The organism is Bradyrhizobium sp. WSM4872 (assembly GCF_055811715.1).
This window is the reverse complement of sequence record NZ_JBVVPT010000006.1, coordinates 197037-214082: the sequence shown is the minus strand read 5'-3', so window position 1 is coordinate 214082 and position 17046 is coordinate 197037. Positions and strand designations below refer to the sequence as shown.

Below are 17046 nucleotides of genomic sequence, written 5' to 3'. Positions count from 1 at the left end.
TGAACCATGGCCATTACCAATCAGGAACGGGTCGCCAAAGCCCTGGAGCTTCTGAAAGCCGGCCTCGCACCCTTCGTCGAACGCGAGACCCACGAGGCCGTGAAGAATCGCGCCGTCAACATGGAGACGGTGCGACGTTTTGCCGAAGATCCGAAGCTGGCCAGTAGGCCCCTCGCACAATGGGATGTATCCGGCCTGCTGAAATTGATGACGGAGACCTGGAGGGAAGTGTTCCGCAACACGTTGGGCCACGCCGAGCGCAGCCTCGTCAGCGAGATCCGTGAGCATCGCAACAACTGGGCGCACCAAAACGCTTTTTCCAGCGATGACACCGACCGCGCCCTCGATTCAATCCAGCGTCTGTTAACTGCCGTCTCAGCGCCCCAAGCTGACGAGGTTGGCCGTATGAAGATGGAGCTCAGACGGCTCATCTTCGAGGAGCAAGCGCGAAGCGAACGGCGACGCGGCGCTGGCACCGCCGTCGAGAGCCAGGTCACCGGCACTCTGAAACCTTGGCGCGAGGTTGTGAACCCCCACCGTGACGTGGCGAGCGGGCGTTATCAGCAGGCGGAGTTTGCCGCCGACCTGTGGCAGGTGCACCTCGGCGAGGGTTCAGACGAGTACCGTAATCCGGCCGAGTTCTTCCGCCGTACCTATCTGACCCAAAGCCTCAAGGATCTGCTTGTTGGTGCCATGCGTCGACTCGCAAGCGACGGTGGCGATCCAGTGGTACAGCTGCAGACCAATTTCGGTGGCGGTAAAACTCACTCGATGTTGGCGCTCTATCATCTTTTCTCCGGGACCAAACCCGGCGAGATGCTCGGCATCGATGGCCTGATGGCGGATGGCAGTGTTGCGGCATTGCCGTCGAAAGTCACGCGCGTCGTCCTGGTTGGCAACAAGATCTCGCCCGGCAACCCGTCCGTGAAGAGCGATGGCACGGTGGTGAAGACGCTGTGGGGCGAACTGGCCTGGCAGCTCGGCGGCCGCAAGGCGTTCGACAAGGTGCGCCACGACGACGAGCGAGCGACCAGTCCGGGTGACATGCTGCGCACGCTGATGAACGACCACGGGCCATCCCTGATCCTGATCGACGAATGGGTCGCCTATGCACGTCAGCTGCACGACGAGGGCGATCTGCCGGCCGGCAGTTTCGAGACCCACTTCAGTTTCGCCCAGGCGCTGACCGAATCGGCCAAGCTGGCGAAGAATTGTCTGCTGGTCATCAGCCTGCCGTCGTCTGACACGCCAACATCGCCACACGCTCGGGACGATGATGAGGAAGTTGGAGGCATTCGCGGCCGGGCGGCACTCGCGCGACTCAGGAATGTCATCGGCCGGGTCGAATCATCATGGGCTCCGGCGAGCACCGAGGAAGGATTTGAAATCGTCCGCCGTCGTCTGTTCGAGCCGCTTGTCGAGCGCGAACAGTTTACCGGCCGCGACAATGTCGCTCGCGCCTTCGCTGACTTCTATCGCACGCAGCATCAGGAATTTCCCCCAGCGTGCCGGGATTCTGACTACGAGCAGCGGCTGCGGGCGGCCTATCCGATCCATCCCGAGGTGTTCGACCGGCTCTACACGGACTGGTCGACCTTGATAAAATTCCAGCGCACACGCGGCGTGCTGCGCCTGATGGCAGCGGTAATTCACAGCCTGTGGGAGAAGGGCGACCGCAATCCCCTCATCATGCCGGCCAACATCCCGATCGACGATCCACGCGTCCGTGACGAGCTGACGCGCTATTTGTCGGATCAGTGGAAGCCGATCATCGAGAAGGACATCGATGGCCCGAACGCCCTGCCGTTGCGGATCGACAGCGAGGTGCCGAACCTCGGCAAATACGCAGCGACCCGGCGCGTGGCGCGTACGCTTTACCTCGGCTCTGCACCGACGTCGGCGGCGGCGAATCGTGGCATCGAGGACCGTCACATCAAGCTCGGCTGCGTCATGCCTGGCGAGCAGCCGGCGGTGTTCGGCGACGCGCTGCGACGTCTGAGTTCGTCGGCGACCTACCTCTACCAGGACGGCGCCCGCTACTGGTACTCCACGCAACCGACCGTCACCAAGATCGCCGAGGATCGAGCGGAGCAGCTCAGGCGCAATCACGACTCGGTCGCCGCCGAGATCGAGGAGCGGCTGCGGTCTGACCTGCGCAACTCGGGCGAGTTTCGTCGGATTCACGCGGTGCCGCCGTCTGGTGGAGATGTGCCCGACGACATGGATGCCCGTCTCGTTGTGCTCGGGATTGACTCTCCCTACAGCAAAGACCTCGGCAACAAGGCGCAGGAGGCCGCCGCAGCCATTTTGCAGAACCGCGGCAATGCCCCGCGAATCTTCCAGAACACGCTGACGTTCCTCGCGGTCGATCATGCCCGCCTGCAGGACCTCGACGAGGCGGTCCGTCGTTATCTCGCCTGGACATCTATTCTCGACGAGAAGGACGGGCTGAACCTCGATCCGCACCAGGTCCGCCAGGCCGAGACGCAGAAGAAGTCGGCCGACGGCGCTGTGGTGGCGCGCCTGCCCGAGGCCTATCAATGGCTCCTGGTGCCGGTTCAATCCTCACCGCAGGCGGCGGTCCAGTGGCAGGCCTACCGATTGACCGGGTCGGATCATCTTGCCGTACGCGCCGGCAAGAAACTGCGCAGCGAGGACCTCCTGGCGCCGTCTTTCGCCGGCACACGGCTGCGCATGGAGCTGGACAAGATCCCGCTTTGGCGTGGGGACCACGTTGCCGTGCGCCAGCTCGCCGACGACTTTGCCCGCTACGTTTATCTGCCGCGCCTCGCCGGACCCGAGGTGGTGGCCGAGGCCGCTCGCGACGGCGTTGCCCTGCTGTCATGGGCGCAGGACGGATTCGCCTATGCCGACGCCTTCGACGAGGCGACCGGCCGCTATCGTGGCCTTCGAAGTGCGCAACGTGTCGACCTGATCCATCACGCCGCCGACGGCCTGCTGGTGAAAGCCGAGGTAGCGGCTAGGCAGCAGGAATCCGATCGAGTTGCGGTGCAGCCTGTTTCTGGTACGAACACCGATGAGACCGGCCCGACTGTAATCGGCGAACGGCCACAAACGCCGCCCGTGGCGGGTGGCACCGCCCCCGGCAATGGTGGAACGGCAGCCGTACGGCCGAACCGCTACTATGGCACGGTGACGCTGGACGCCACTCGCGTCGGCCGGGACGCCGGCAAGATCGCCGAAGAAGTCATCGCCCATCTCTCTGGCCTTGTCGGCGCCAAGGTGACCGTGACGCTCGAAATCGAGGCCTCCGTTCCGGGCGGAGTGCCGGACAATGTGGTGCGGACCGTTACAGAAAACAGTCGGACACTTAAGTTTACGAACCAGGGTTTCGACCGAGACGCTACCTGATGAATGATTCGGTGGGAATTGATGACAAGATTTCCAATCTCCTCGATGACTTGGATTTCCAAGCCATTGATAGGAAGATGGCTCGCTTCAACCTTTTTGAGGCGGTTGGGGCTGTTCGCGGTGAACTAAAGCATTCAAATTTTCTCAGCTTCCTACTTTCACCTTCTCGCAGCCACGGCTTCGGAGCCGATCCACTCCTCAGGTTCTTGCAGGCTGTTCTCGCCAAAATTCCGAATGAGCAGCGCCCGATCCGTGCCCTAGAGCTACTTCTTGCCGACTTGGACGGTGCAATAGTTTATCGAGAATGGAACAACCTTGATCTGCTAATCGAGATTAAACCTGTTCATCTCGTTGTTTTGATTGAAAACAAAATAGACGCCAAAGCGGGGGAAGGCCAACTCGCTGGCTATAAAAAACTCATTCAGCTCAAGTATCCCACTCAGCGTCGCCTTCTGGTGTTTTTGACCCCCAAAGGTACACAACCTGACGACTCGGACTACCTTGCATTCAGCTACGTTGAATTGGCGAAAATCATTGAAGCGTTACCTCAGGGACGCGACGGTACATTGTCGACCGACTCCGAGTTGATCATTCGGCATTACGTTCAAATGTTAAGGAGACATATCGTGCCGGACGACGAGCTTCGTGAACTTGCGCGGCAAATTTACGAACGACACCAAGAGGCGTTTGACTTCATTTTTGAGGCACGCCCTGAGCCCGAGAGCCTGCTGGGGGTCGCCCGATCGCTCTTGGAGGCTCAGCCTGAATTGGTGACGGATCGCCACGGTGCCAACGTTTTGCGATTCGCCCCAGAAACTTGGACCGAGATCACTGATCTGAATAGCTGTGCGACCACGACGTGGACAAGGACTGGCCGGAATCTCATTTTCGAAATCAAAGCCTGGACGATAGCTCCGTATGCTGACCGAACGATAATTTCGCTCGTAAGTGGTCCCGCGCCGAGTGAGATACGCGAGAAGATCTATGTTGAAGCATCGGCTCGCTCAGACCTGTTTAGGGGGCTGGTGAAGCCGATGGGCAAACAATACGCAACAATTTATATGCGGGAGCTTTTGACGCCTGCGGCCGCAAAAAACATGGATCACAATGAAAAGGCGGCCGCAATCCAGGCGGGTTGGGCAGCGTTCATTAAGGATGATCTACCGCGTCTTGTCGCTGCGATATCGGAAATCGTGAGTCCCGATTCAAAGAGCGCCCAGTCAGGTTAGAACCGAACTGACTACCCAATCTTGGTCAGCCGCGCCCCGCCTTAGGTCCCTGACGCGCCGAATCCGCTAGCTCGAGCGCCTGCCGCACCTCGTCCCTGTTCAAGACAACGATGTGCTGCTGTCGCGCGTCTTCTTTTTCCGGGTCGTTCAACAGGTTAAGTCTCTTCAGCACATAGAAGAGCATCGCATGGCGGATTGAGAGCACTCTCTTCCCGCCGACCATTCCATAGTCCTTGGCGACGACCTTCTTCTGGCTCGGCGTCAAGGCTGGGTGCGGCGCGATCTCAAGCTTGAAATGTTGGTGCCAAAGCTGATCGTTTTCGGCGGATTCTCCGGGCTCGCCTGGAGCTCGAACCTGGAGCGCCCGTGGAAGCAGAAAATCCCGGTAACTGCCTTCGTCGTGAGAAAATGCGCGCACGTGCCACCGCAGGCCGTCGTAGCCCAAGGCGTGCGGGGTAATCCGTCGCCAGCTCGGATCGGGTCTTGCCTTGTTCATCGACTGGTAGTGGATCTCGACCGACTGCGTGTTGCGGATGGCGGCAAGTACCGTCCGCAATACCAGGCCATCGACATCTCGCTTGGGCGTGAGCGTCACGTCCGCTTCGGGCGGTTCGGCCAGCCATGACTCCGTCGCGTCCGCGGAGCCCTCTGTGAGCGCCCGGAGCCTCGAAAAATAGGCATCCGGGTCGCTGTCGAGATACAGCGGCTTGAAATGTTCCGATGCGACATAGCGCTTAGCGCTCTTGTTGTAGACCACATTGTCTGGCGCCTGCTCCTGATAGAGCGAAAAGTCCTTGGAGGCTTGCGGCACCGAAATGCCGAATGTGTCAATCAAATCGACCCTGTTCACGCCGCCCTCCCACAACAAACGGAACTCAATAAACTCCAGGCGGCGTTCCACGCCCCAGCGGACCGGCTTGCGCTCTGTCGTCATATTTTCCTCGATAGGTATAGAAACTATATTGACATCGTAACTAGACATGTATAGTTAGTAGTCTAATGAGGACAGAAGTCAACTCTTGGGAGATCTCCATGAAAGCTCTGCACAGGGACGAGGCTCTCAAAATGGTCCTGCTGTGTCCGCCGGCGCAGGCCAAGGACACGAAACCGATTTCCGCGCAACCAAAGTGGCGACGCACGACCGTTAACAGGAAAACGCTGGCCTCCGCCCTCACTGCCCAACTGATCATCGGCAGCGTCGGCTTGTCCGCCGTCCACTGGATCGCCGCCGAGACGCAATACTCAAGTTCTGAAGTGGAGCGCGCAGCATGAAGTACGCCCAAGGCGCCGACGCCCTTAATCGTCCAGCACAGGCACAGGATAGTTCGACGAGCATTCAGTCGAAGGGGACCGTGTAGTGTTCAGCCGCGCCTATGGTCACAAGGAAGGGGCATCCCTCTACGAGGAGGACCGCCTCCTCTCATGTGGCCTTCCCAAAGTTCACATCGGAAATGCGGCCCCGCTGAGCGTTGCCGATACCGTCAAGTGGGCGCGCGGTATCCCGCGTGCTGCCCGCGAAGCGCAAGGGTTCACGCGCATTGCCGATTTCGCACGGCATGTGAAGCGGCTGCGCACCAGGCGCGCCGAGTTGCGCAAGCAGCATCCTGATCCGCTGCGGCGCGCCATCCTGGACACGCTTGGGCGCATCATGTTCGACCGTACGGATCTGAGAAAGGCTGCGCGACGCGAAGCCAAGGCGAATTGCCATCCGGATTTTCCAGTGTGGTGGAACGGCAGCGAGCCGCGCCTTTACAACGGCGTGCGCATGGAACGCCAACTCTACTACTTCAAGCACAACGTGGCGGTACCGGCCAAGTGGGTGCTGGCGCGGCTGGGTGGGCCCGAAGCGAACGTCGCTGTCAGGGTGCGCCAAGCAGACCCACTGCCACGCCTTTTCGCGACGCCTCGTTGGGTTGAGCGCGTAGCCGCAGGGGAGCTTAGGTGGCACCCGAGTTGGCTGACCGATGAGCAGCGTGCCCGGGTCGCGGCGTGCGCGACCGCACAATGGCAGAAACGGCAAGCGGAGCAGCGGAAACAGCAAGCGGAGCAGCAGCGTGCAACAGCACCTGCACCTGACGCGCCCGACACCCTCGGCTGGCGCGGCTGGAACTGGAAGGGCGACGTGCTCGTCTCCCCGATACAGCACACGCCGTGGCGCGAGGCCAGTCTTCGCGCAAAACAGTGGTCAGACAGTGACGCAGTGCGTGGCGTAGCTGGCATTCACGCGCATCGCTTGCCCTGTGATTGGCGTCGCGTCGATCCCCGGTCGTTTCCCGACGTCGGCCGCTGCGATGTCCACGGCATCGTCGAGCGCTTCGGACGCTATGTTCTCGGCACCCAAGGATGGCGCGCCGAGTGGGTGATCATCCGCGAGCTGATGGCACCCGACACCAAGACCGCGCTGGCAATCATGCAGCGCTATCCAGAGGTAAAGGTTCACGTCAGAGAAAAGGAGACAAGCCATGAGGATCGGTGACATCGAGCGCGTGGGTGAGCGGGAGATACCGATGCCCACGTTCAAGCCTCAATCACCGCCAGGCGAGCCTGCGCCTTCGCCGCCCGCGCCACGGCGCAAGCAGGAATTCCTTGGGCCAGAGAAGGTGTCGTGACGCTGGGTCCTCGGGGCTCCAATCTCCATCAAAAATGACACGCAGTTCTCGTAGCTCAGTTAGAGACATATCGATTGAAGGACTCTCATTATGACGACCCAACAAGACGTCTCGGCCATCCGCGTTGACGATCAAGCTTTCCTGGTCAGCAGCACGATCGATCGATGCCCGAAGGTGATGATGATCCGAGAACTCGCAAAAAATGCGATCGAGTCGGCGGCGCAAGCTCCATCAGAAGATCGCCGGGTTGAGTTCTCAGTCACGACCGTTCAGGGTTCACCCAAGTTGACGATCTGGAACACTGGACCAGGTATGGACGACGAGGAATTGTCGAGGATGACAAACCTTGCCGCTTCAATTGGAAAGCAGAAGGGACTGGACAAGAACTTTGGGATGGGCGCAAAAGTTGCTTCGCTTCCCTCGAATCGCCATGGAATCCGATATCGCTCTTGCAAGTCCGGAGCGGTTCACGAGGTAATTCTGTGTGAGCGAAATGGCGTCTATGGCCGTCTGCGCAGACGCGACACGATCGGCGAGGACTTAGGTGACGTGATTGACGTTACCGAACAGGTCCGCACGGACGGCCTTCGGCCGCTGACAACCGATTGGACTGAGGTAGTTCTGTTGGGCAATCGATCGGATCAAGACACGGTCATGGATCCCTACGATGGTGATCCCAAGCAGCCAAAATTTTGGCTCGCTACCTATTTATACCATCGGTTCTATAGATTGCCGGACGCACTGGAAGTTCGTCTAGAGGAAGGTACCCACGCCCGAGGGCCTGGCTCTCGCCGGTTTGAGACCATTCCAGCCAGGGAATCCAAGAACGCATTTTCCCGGGCGGAGACTGTCAAGCTGCCGAACGGAATTAAGATACACTACATTTATGACGCGCCATTCAAGGAAACCTCACACAACAAGTCAATCAGTGGGGCAATCGCGTCGGCTGTGAGCACTGCTGCCGTTGTTTTCCACGAGGAAATGTATGCGGTGTTGACGGGACGCAGCTGGACTATTGAGGCTCCAACATTTGGGATTCCCTTTGGCGCGAAGCACATTTCGATTCATATCGAGCTTCCGGACGATGCGCGCGTTCGTCCGGAAGGCTACCGGCAGTTCCTCAGGTATGTCGACGGTGAGCAGAATCAGGTCGAAGCGTCAGACTTTGCGGTCGAGGTGTTAGAGAATCGTCCTCAATGGCTAATCGATCTAGTACATTCGCTGGCTCCCAACTCCGGGGATTCCAACGAAGAAATTCGAAGCCGCCTGCAAGAGTTGCTGAACAAGCTCAGGGTAAAAACGCTGAGCCCTCGAGTCGTTCCCAACGGGAACTTCTTTGTCCATCCCGGAATTGGTGGCGCGGCCGCTCCGAGGCATCGCGATGGCGAGTCTGCCGGCCGTGACACACGGCAACACACTGCCGATCTGACCGTTGTGCAATCCGGAGCGCAGCTTGCACGAATGGCTCAGAACATGGAGCGGGCGCCCGCCCTGATACCCCTCGATGACGAAGACGAGATCGAGGCAAAAAACATCAAGGGGCGCGCGGCGAGATACTACCCTAAAACAGGCGAGCTATTTATTAACATGCGTTACCCGGCCATAGACATCATGCGCGAGCAGCTAGAGCGAGAGTACGCCCACGCTGGTGATGTAGATATTATGAAGCGTCTGGCGCTTTCCCATTCGCGCAACTCGATGATCCAGAGGACGGGTCTCGCGGTGGTATTTTCCTTGGCGAAACGTTTGAACAAGGAGTGGGATGAGGAAGCAATGGGAAAAGCGCTCGAACCGGAGAGTCTCAGTCTCGCCGCCGACAACCATTTCGATTCTCTTCAGGATGCACGTCGCGCGATTGGAACAACTCTGAAAATGAGGCGCACTGAATCGGAGCTCGATGCGGCCGTAGCGTAGGTCGGTGCCTCGTCCTCATGAAACTATACAAGGAAAGGAATAATATGAAGGAATGGGTTTCAGTATTGAGGGCTGCGGACGCCGCAGCACGATGGCATGTCCATCAGCGGCGCAAGGGAATCGCTCAAGAACCGTACATCAATCACTTACTGGAAGTCGCTAATTTAGTGACGGAGGCGACCGGTGGCTCCGATCCGAATTTGGTGATTGCCGCATTGCTCCACGACGCCGTTGAGGACCAAGAGGTGCCACTGGAAATTATCGCCCGTGAATTTGGAAAGCAGGTCGCTGACATTGTGATGGAAGTTACGGACGATAAGAGCCTTCCAAAGGAGGAACGAAAACGCAAGCAGGTTGAAGCTGCACCCAAGAAGAGCGAAGGCGCGAAATTGATCAAAGTTGCGGACAAGACGAGCAACTTGCGAACGATCGCGTCAAGCCCCGCAGCCGGTTGGTCTGTTAAGCGTCGACTCGAATACGTCGCCTGGGCCAAGGAAGTCGTTGTCGGGTTACGCGGCACGTCGTCATGGCTCGAACAGCAGTTCGATGAAGCTGCAGCGCACGCAGAACAGTCTATCAATCCGCCTTTCGTGGGCGTCTAGCTTAGCGGCTTTATCTGGTGATCTGACTCTGGGCGGCTGTTCCCACGCAAAAAATTGGGGCTCGCCCTGGTTCGCTCCGAGAGGATGCGGGCGCCCCACTCGAAGCCAAATGGTTCTTGAAGCCAAATTGTGATCACCCGACCGCTGAGCCGCGAAATGAATCAGTGAGTCTTACGCCCTGCGGCGCAGTTCGCGGCTCTCTCTTCTTTGGCGAGAGCTATTTCCAGCAGCGTGAGACCTTCTTTGGGCAACCCCGCACGGGCTATCTTCTCGATCGCCATCATTTGTACCAATAACCCGCGGACCTCGCCGCGAGGGTCTCCTAGTATCCGCTGCCCGACGCGCTCCTCCTCGCTCAGCGCGCGGTTTGCAACGCGGTGGATCACCACTAAGGTTGCAATCATTTCCTGATAAATTTCCTGATAAATTGCCGCTGCGGTATCGGTCATCGCTCCGCCTCCTTGCAGTTCTCTGATATACTGGCCAGGGCCACTGAAACAGGGAGGCCGTTATGATCAGCAACGGTGAACATTATGCCAGCGCGGCCGCCGGTGGTGAAGGAATTCCGGCGCCGTCGCCGCAACAACAAGAGGTAATGCTCGATGCTTGGCGCGACGCGCTTGCGCAAATTCTTAGCCGTCGCGACAATGAATGGCGACAGCAACTGCGGGCGATCAAAGCGGAAAGCTCGGCGGCTATTGCCCAGATGCGGGCCAACGCCGCCGAGGTCCGCGGTACGATTGAAGCAATGATTGAGCAGCGCCTCGCGCAAATTCGTGAGCCGGTCGATGGACCGCGCGGCGAACCCGGGCCATGCGGCGAACCAGGAGTGGCCGGAAAGCTTGAATGCGTTTACGGATATGTCGAGCACGAAGTGCATTACCAAGGTGACATTGTCGCCCACCGAGGCTCGACATACCAAGCTCGATGCGACACTGCGCGCGAGCCGCCGCAGGAAGACTGGACCTGCGTTGCGCACGCCGGCGAAGACGGCAAGGACGGACGCGATGGTCGGTCGCCGGAGGTTCGTGGCCTGTTCAGCGACCAAGAAACCTACAGGGTACTCGACATCGTGGCGCTCAACGGCGGCAGCTTCATCGCCAGAGTCGACAACCCCGGGCCGTGTCCCGGTGCCGGTTGGCAACTTATAGCTAGCCAAGGCAAACGCGGCGTCAAGGGCGAGCGCGGGTTGCAGGGCATTTCCGGCGTCGCAGTCTTCATCGTGAATTGGCGGCTTGACCGCGCTAACTACATCGCGGTGCCGGTCATGTCGGACGGGTGCGAAGGTCCGCCGCTGGAGCTGCGCTCGCTTTTCGAGCAGTTCCACACGGAGGCGCGATAAGTGAACCGGTGCCTCGCCGGAGGGACACGAACCGAGCCACCATCGGCAAGCGAAGCCGTTCGTGTCAGAACCCCCGCTCCTTAATCGACGCGCATCACACGCTCGAACTTGGGTAGATGGTAGTCCGCTCTCCCTCGGCAGCCGTTGCCGGCGGTCAGGTGCGGCGTGCATGTCACCCGCTCCACTGACCGGCCATCGCTTCGGCAATACCAGCCAGCGTTCGGCTGCGTTCCTTCCAGCGGTCGGGTCCGGGCGATGCGTTATGCACTCGCGGCGTGCGGCCCTCGACAATACTCGTCGGCTCCAGCTTCGACAGGCCCTTGAGCCACAAACAGGTTGCCTTCGTCTCGCCGTGCCCGAACTGCCAGGGCTGAATGATCTGGTCCGGCTTGCGAATCTTCGACGAGATGACACTGATCGGGTTTTCGAGCGCGATGCGCGGTATTGGCGCCGCCAGCAGGCGACGCACCAGCTCCAGTGCCTCGGCCTGCTCTGAAAGCTTGTCCTTGAACCAGCGGGCACCCGAAACCGCCAGGTGGGTGCATGGCGGGTGGGCGATCATCAAGTCCCAGGCGTCACCCAGAACGATTTCGACGTTGCACTGGAGGTGGTGCTCGCTGCTATGTTCCGCTGGCAGGAGATCGCAGGACCAGGCATCGCAACCCCTTGCACGGAAGGCCTCGCGGACCACGCCAGAGAATTCGCAGGCCACCAGGACGCGCATGGGCGGTTTCGTCGTCATGGTCGTCCTTCCTTCAATTGTCGACGATCCGGTCGGTTCGGTTGTCACGCTTTGTCACGGCTAACCGAATGCGGTGGGCGCGTTGCCGACATCTGTCGGAGCAGAACCGGGAATCGGATCGCTGCGGCCGATATGACCGGCCGCATTGCCGGCACAGGCTGGCTCGCGACGATCCCGGCGCCGACCCCCGCGCATGGAAGATCGGACCGGCTGCGTGGCTGATGTCGAAGCGGTACCACGCGAAGTTCTCGTAGCTGTTGCCCTCTGTGCCCGCGAACCAGCGGACGCGGCCGATTGGCACGATGTCGGAGCACTGGAACAGGAAGGGCGCAAACCAGTGGTTCGAGGCAAAGTCCGCCGGGAGCAACAGCCACGCCGTCGAGGCGGCGCGCAGGAAGTGCGCGATCAGGCGACGGAGCAGCGGCTGCGATTCACGCGAGAAAGGTGGATTCGTGATGATCGTGTCGGCATCGTCGATGTCGGCCGGTGTGAGATCGAGAGCATTCTGCCCGGTCGCTATGTCGCCGGCATAGACGCAACGCAGCCCGAAGAATTCCAGATGCCGGATCAATGCGCCGTCCCCAGCACATGGCTCGGCGAACGCGCCCACGCCGCGCAGATGTGGAATCAGGGGCAACGCCGCCTTGCGCGGCGTTGGGTAGAAATCGCGCTCGCGGTGTTCGAAGTTGGTTCGCTTGCCCATTTTTAGGCGGCTTCCCGCTCGCACGGGTGCTCGGTCTCGACCGCCGTTTGCAGCTTCATCGGAATCTTGTCGCTCGGGCAGACCGGCGGCCCGGAGGGCTGCAGCCACTTGGCCGACTCGCAAATCCGGTCCCACTGATCATTTAGCCGCGTGGCCCATTCTTGCCGCGTCAACTGTCCGGGCTTGATGATCGTCACGGCGTCCATTGGTTTACTCCCCTCCTCAACCGCGCCCTCGTCATCTGTCGGCGACTTGGCTGTTGCTGCGCCAATCGAGCATGGTGTTCCCACTTACTTTTCCTGGGCCAATTTCTGCTCGATCAAATCGATCGCAGCGCAATAGATTGAAGCGTCGGGTGAGACGCCACCCTGCGAGCTTCCTCGGCCATACACGCAGGACAAATGTTGAAACGGCTGTCGGCAAGCCGGTGTCGCACGATTGGCGGCAACCGGTCGAAGTAGCCTCGCATCCAAAGGTGCCCCTCCGACGCCATCAGGCACTTCACTTGGCGCCCTTCGAGATCTGCACGCTGTTCCATCGTTGGCGTCCAGCCACTCTTCACCATGGCGCATCCTCCTTTGTCCTGGCGCGATAGAACCGTTTGCACTCGGGATGCAGCCAGATCCCACCATCAATCTGGTAGTGCCGCTCGGTGCCGTCGATCATGCCGTCACACTGGCGACAGGAGCGATCCTCATCGCCGGCGCCGGCTTCTCCACGCCGCTCGTCGTGGATCTCCTGGGGCAGCTCCACCATGGGCTCGGCAAAGGCGCAGGCTGGGTGCAGCGGTGCTGGCTCGGCGCCGGGGCGGTGCCGAATCAGGTACACGCGGCCGGCTTTGCCGCAGGAAAAACACCGTTCGCCGGCGCCGGCTCGGCCGATCAGTTCGGCGCCTTCAGGCAGAGAAACGGCGTCCTGGGCTGCGCTGTCAGCGCATGGCTCAGAGGGGGATGTGATGTGGTCTGCTTCCCCGTCAACCAGGCCAGTACCGTCTGTTGCGACAAAACCTGGGTTCTCATCCGCAACACCGCAACAAATGCTTGTTTCCAATTGGTTAGGCGGCATTTTATCCGCAACAACAGCTGGGGTGTGGCGGGTGCTTTCCGCCTCTAAATCATTGAAAATGTTCACTTGTTGCGGTGTTGCGGCTACGGATGGGGTTTTTGCCGCAACAGAGAGTATGTAGGCGGCAAAGTCGCCTTCGAAGTCCTCTCGAAGGTAGCCCCTCGGTGTGCCGGCTATGCCTGTGGCGCGTAGCACCTTCGGCCGAATACCATGGCCCTGGCGGAAGTCCTTGAGCAGCCCGGCTAGCTGACGCTCGCTGATCGGCTTGCCGGCTTTGCCGTAGGACAGCCAGGGCCCTTCCGGGTCCTCCGTCAGCGCCTCGATCAATGCCTTTGTCGGTATCCGATCGCCAAGCCGTTCAAATGCATCTCGGATATCCGCTAGCAGTTGCACGCCGAGTTCGGGATCGGAGGCGGCATGGACTTCCTCGATCGCCCTTACGGCCTTCCACGCTGCTTGCTTCCAGTTGCATTGTTCGGTGATCGCCAACAATAAACGCCAGTTCATCCAGGTCCTGTTGTGCAGTCCAGGCGGCTTCTCGGGTTTGGCCTTGCCTAACACCCCGGCCTTGTCGGTCGCCCATCGCAAGAGTTGAGATCGCAATCGGGCGAGGTGCTCGTTATCAATGTGATCGAAGTCGTGGGCCTCTTCATCTTGGCGCTTGCGTCGCAGGGCAATGACAAGGCATCGGCTGAGCGTGGCGGGCGGCAATTTGCGCCCGATCATGCCGATTGCCTTCGGACAAAACGTGCTGTAGGGACGCGGCTCGTGCGTTTTATCATCACAGCGGATCACCGTTTCGCCACGCGTCCAGCCGCTGTTGATCACGTCCTTTAGATCGTCGTTATTGATGATGGCGGTATCCGCTTCGTCGATCGCGATGGTGGGCGCCCATTTCTCGATCGATCTGAACAGCGCCGGGCCGGTGATCGAAACGCTTGATAATCCGTTGCGGACAAGGAAACTGGCGACTTTCAATAGCGTCGTCTTGCCGCTGTTCGGCAGCGGCGAAGTCACCAACAGGACCGGACTGTGGACGACGATCTGTTCGTGCAGCCAGGTGAGCATGATCCAGGTCGCGACGACGAGCATTTGCTCGTCGGACATGACAACGTACCGGCGGATCGCCTCGACGAGAGCCCGTAGCAGAACGTCGCCGTCAACTGCTTCGTCCCACGGCTCGACGTTCCAGTGTTCATAGAGCGCCGGCGCCGGCTCTTTATCTTTGCTCTCGCCGCACGCCTCGGCGACGATCTTGTCCAGGGCGCTAACCGTGATCCCGATCTCGTCGGCCGCCTCCTTACGGCGCTTGGCGTATTGCAGCTTCGTCAACGCCGCGAGTTCGAAAATCAGCGCCTCGTCGGCCCTGTTGGTGTCGGCCTTGCTGTCGTCTGCGCTCGGCTTCCATTCGTCCGATTCCTTGGCCAGCTTCGCCAGCCGAGAGCCGACGCGATCGTCCTCAAGCCAATCTGAAACATCGCTGCCGTCGTTTTTATCAGGAAAGAGATCAACGACTTTCACGGAAGCCGCGACGCCATTCAATGCCTTCGCGACCTTCTGTCCATGCGCTCGGCCCGGCTTGTCGGCGTCCACTAGGATCACGACGGGCCGGTCTTTGAAGTACTGTGTGAGCGCGGGATCCCAAGATGCATTCGCGCCTTCGCTCGCAGTGGTGGCAACGAAGCTGAGCTTGGTAAGATTATCGTCGTCCTTTTCACCCTCGCAAAAAAAGACTGTCGTCGTGACAGGCGCCGCGAGCAGCTCCGGGAGTCGATACGGAATTTTCGGGCCCGCCGGCTTGTCCTTGAGCCATTGCGTGCCGTCCCAGTGGAATTGCGGGAACTGCTTTTTGCCGTTGACGTCGAGATATTTCTTGACGAGAAGATACGGTTCGCCGTTCGCGTCGCGGTAAACGTATTCCGCGAGCGGCGACCACTTTCCGTTCGCTTTCCCATTGGCTTTCTTTTGCTTCGCCTCGAACGCTGGCAAGCCCAACCTGTCGCGAACAAAATCCCGGCATGCGATCGCATCGTCACCGGCGAAGCTGTGGATTACGAAACCATCCGGTGCGCTTGCGTCGATCAGCACGCTGAGAGAGCGATCGTTGGCGCTGTGGCCTGGCCCCGGCGCAGACACCTGATTGTCGCGCACCTCGCCGCCGAGCAGTTCGGCAATCTTCTGGAGGGAAGGCAAACCAGCGGCGGACATTGGCGATTCTTCTTGGGATTGAGCGATGCGGCCGGGAGCACGAAGCTCCTGATCCGCTGTCCTGCAGAAAGTTAGAACGGGGTATCGTCGTTCATGTCGTTCTTTGGCGACGGCGTCTTCATCGGCGTGCGCTGCGTGGGCGGCATCGGCGGAGTGACTGGCCGCACGATGACGGACTCGATGTTGTTGCCGTTGTATTTCACGGAGCCGATGGACAGCTCGACGGTGCAGTCGATCCAATCCTGGTCGTTGGGCCCGTAGGCCTTAATGAGCGTGTTGACGTTCGTCACATTGAGCGAAAACTTAGTGCCGCTCTTGAAGGTCACGACCGGCTTGTCGTACTTGCCGGGTTCCACCGACGCGATGTCTTCCTCTTGCGGTCCGTCGCGCAGCGTTTCGATGGTGATGAACGAAGAACCTGCAAACTGTCTCATATCCATTTGTGTTCTCCTGATCTTATCGGCACCTTCGCTTGATCCCGCCGCTTTGTGCCAACAGCGCGCAGGAATTCCTTTTGATCGAAAGAGAGGGCCTCGCCCGTTTGAGCGATGCCTTCTCGCATTCCACTAGAATAAAATGTCCTCGCCCACCTCGGACGGCGGTGCGGCGGGCTTATCCAGGCCGTTGATGGCTCGGGCCATCGCGTTGCACATCATTTCGCCTTCGATCAGATCGTCTTCGATCAGATCAAACAGCTGCCACTCAGGCCCAGCCTCGAAGTCTTTCAGCGGGTTCAAGTGCTCCACGTACGCTTTGTAGTTTTCGTCGATCTCGCGAAAATGCCTCAGGAGGCGTTCGAGATAATCGAGATAGACGTCGATCCGGCGTCGCTGACGTCGCACCCGTGCGATGTCCTGCAACAGCCACTGACCTTTCTCATTTGATAGTTCGTGCTTCATTGGCCTTGTTCCTCTAAAAAAAATCGGCGTCGCCCGGTTTGCGATTTGCGGGCTTGGGCTTCGTAGCGACGATCTCGTCGGCCTTGATTTCGTCTTCGGCTGTGCTGGCGGCTTCGCGGGCTGAGATGCGGCTATCTATTGTCGTCGGTCGCCCACAGATCCGGCCACACATGCGGAACAGACCCAACTCCTCCTTCAAGGGGTAGACCTTCTTCCACTGGGTCTCGTCGGCGAAGATGTACCCAGCGAGCGCACGCGCACCGAACAAAATATCCAGATGACGATCCCGCCCTTTGGTTTTTGAGAGCATCAGGAGTCTCCTCGCAGCAATGTAAAAAATTACATTGATTAAATGGAAAGA

At 59.6% G+C, this 17046-nt stretch carries 16 protein-coding genes; 7 read left to right on the top strand and 9 right to left on the bottom strand.

Translation table 11 applies throughout. From position 1 onward, the window contains the following. Positions 1–6 precede the first annotated feature (6 nt). Positions 7–3372: a Swt1 family HEPN domain-containing protein gene (locus tag AC0L3C_RS11420; RefSeq protein WP_473408026.1), complete on the top strand. Its 3366-nt coding sequence runs from the start codon at positions 7–9 to the stop codon at positions 3370–3372. Then, positions 3372–4601: a PDDEXK-like family protein gene (locus AC0L3C_RS11415; protein ID WP_473408025.1), complete on the top strand. Its 1230-nt coding sequence runs from the start codon at positions 3372–3374 to the stop codon at positions 4599–4601. Before AC0L3C_RS11420 ends, AC0L3C_RS11415 begins: the two co-directional genes overlap by 1 nt. Positions 4602–4626: 25 nt before the next feature. Here AC0L3C_RS11415 and AC0L3C_RS11410 read toward each other — a convergent pair whose 3' ends face one another. Beyond that, positions 4627–5535, bottom strand: a complete 909-nt coding sequence (locus tag AC0L3C_RS11410) for a BrxR family helix-turn-helix transcriptional regulator (protein WP_473408024.1) — start codon at positions 5533–5535, stop codon at positions 4627–4629. 98 nt (positions 5536–5633) lie between these two features. Between AC0L3C_RS11410 and AC0L3C_RS11405 the strand changes: the two genes are divergently transcribed. From AC0L3C_RS11405 to AC0L3C_RS11390, 4 genes are all read left to right on the top strand, one after another. Further along, positions 5634–5873 (top strand): hypothetical protein, encoded by a 240-nt coding sequence (locus AC0L3C_RS11405; protein WP_473408023.1) that lies wholly within the window; start codon positions 5634–5636, stop codon positions 5871–5873. An 85-nt stretch (positions 5874–5958) separates the two neighbouring features. Beyond that, complete coding sequence (locus AC0L3C_RS11400; protein WP_473408022.1) at positions 5959–7077, top strand: hypothetical protein; 1119 nt, start codon at positions 5959–5961, stop codon at positions 7075–7077. Positions 7078–7300: 223 nt separating this feature from the next. Next, a complete protein-coding gene (locus AC0L3C_RS11395) occupies positions 7301–9124 on the top strand; it encodes an ATP-binding protein (protein WP_473408021.1) in 1824 nt (607 codons plus the stop codon). Between the two features lie 44 nt (positions 9125–9168). After that, a complete protein-coding gene (locus AC0L3C_RS11390) occupies positions 9169–9726 on the top strand; it encodes an HD domain-containing protein (RefSeq protein ID WP_473408020.1) in 558 nt (185 codons plus the stop codon). A 161-nt stretch (positions 9727–9887) separates the two neighbouring features. Here AC0L3C_RS11390 and AC0L3C_RS11385 read toward each other — a convergent pair whose 3' ends face one another. Further along, positions 9888–10175: a hypothetical protein gene (locus tag AC0L3C_RS11385; RefSeq protein WP_473408019.1), complete on the bottom strand. Its 288-nt coding sequence runs from the start codon at positions 10173–10175 to the stop codon at positions 9888–9890. A 62-nt stretch (positions 10176–10237) separates the two neighbouring features. On the opposite strand from AC0L3C_RS11385, the gene AC0L3C_RS11380 reads away from it, so the two are divergent. After that, positions 10238–11068, top strand: coding sequence for a hypothetical protein (locus AC0L3C_RS11380; protein WP_473408018.1), 831 nt, complete (start codon positions 10238–10240; stop codon positions 11066–11068). Positions 11069–11240: 172 nt separating this feature from the next. Here AC0L3C_RS11380 and AC0L3C_RS11375 read toward each other — a convergent pair whose 3' ends face one another. The 7 genes from AC0L3C_RS11375 to AC0L3C_RS11345 all read right to left on the bottom strand — a co-directional run bounded on the left by AC0L3C_RS11375 (position 11241) and on the right by AC0L3C_RS11345 (position 16995). Beyond that, positions 11241–11810 (bottom strand): hypothetical protein, encoded by a 570-nt coding sequence (locus AC0L3C_RS11375; RefSeq protein WP_473408017.1) that lies wholly within the window; start codon positions 11808–11810, stop codon positions 11241–11243. Between the two features lie 13 nt (positions 11811–11823). Next, complete coding sequence (locus AC0L3C_RS11370; RefSeq protein WP_473408016.1) at positions 11824–12513, bottom strand: hypothetical protein; 690 nt, start codon at positions 12511–12513, stop codon at positions 11824–11826. A gap of 2 nt (positions 12514–12515) precedes the next feature. Continuing rightward, positions 12516–12719, bottom strand: coding sequence for a hypothetical protein (locus AC0L3C_RS11365; protein WP_473408015.1), 204 nt, complete (start codon positions 12717–12719; stop codon positions 12516–12518). A 352-nt stretch (positions 12720–13071) separates the two neighbouring features. Further along, positions 13072–15786, bottom strand: a complete 2715-nt coding sequence (locus AC0L3C_RS11360) for a DUF3631 domain-containing protein (RefSeq protein ID WP_473408014.1) — start codon at positions 15784–15786, stop codon at positions 13072–13074. Positions 15787–15857: 71 nt separating this feature from the next. Next, positions 15858–16226 (bottom strand): hypothetical protein, encoded by a 369-nt coding sequence (locus tag AC0L3C_RS11355; protein WP_473408013.1) that lies wholly within the window; start codon positions 16224–16226, stop codon positions 15858–15860. Between the two features lie 126 nt (positions 16227–16352). Beyond that, a complete protein-coding gene (locus AC0L3C_RS11350; RefSeq protein ID WP_473408012.1) occupies positions 16353–16685 on the bottom strand; it encodes a hypothetical protein in 333 nt (110 codons plus the stop codon). 13 nt (positions 16686–16698) lie between these two features. Continuing rightward, the gene (locus AC0L3C_RS11345) at positions 16699–16995 is read right to left on the bottom strand and encodes a hypothetical protein (RefSeq protein WP_473408011.1); all 297 of its coding nucleotides are present in this window, start codon (positions 16993–16995) and stop codon (positions 16699–16701) included. Positions 16996–17046 lie beyond the last annotated feature (51 nt).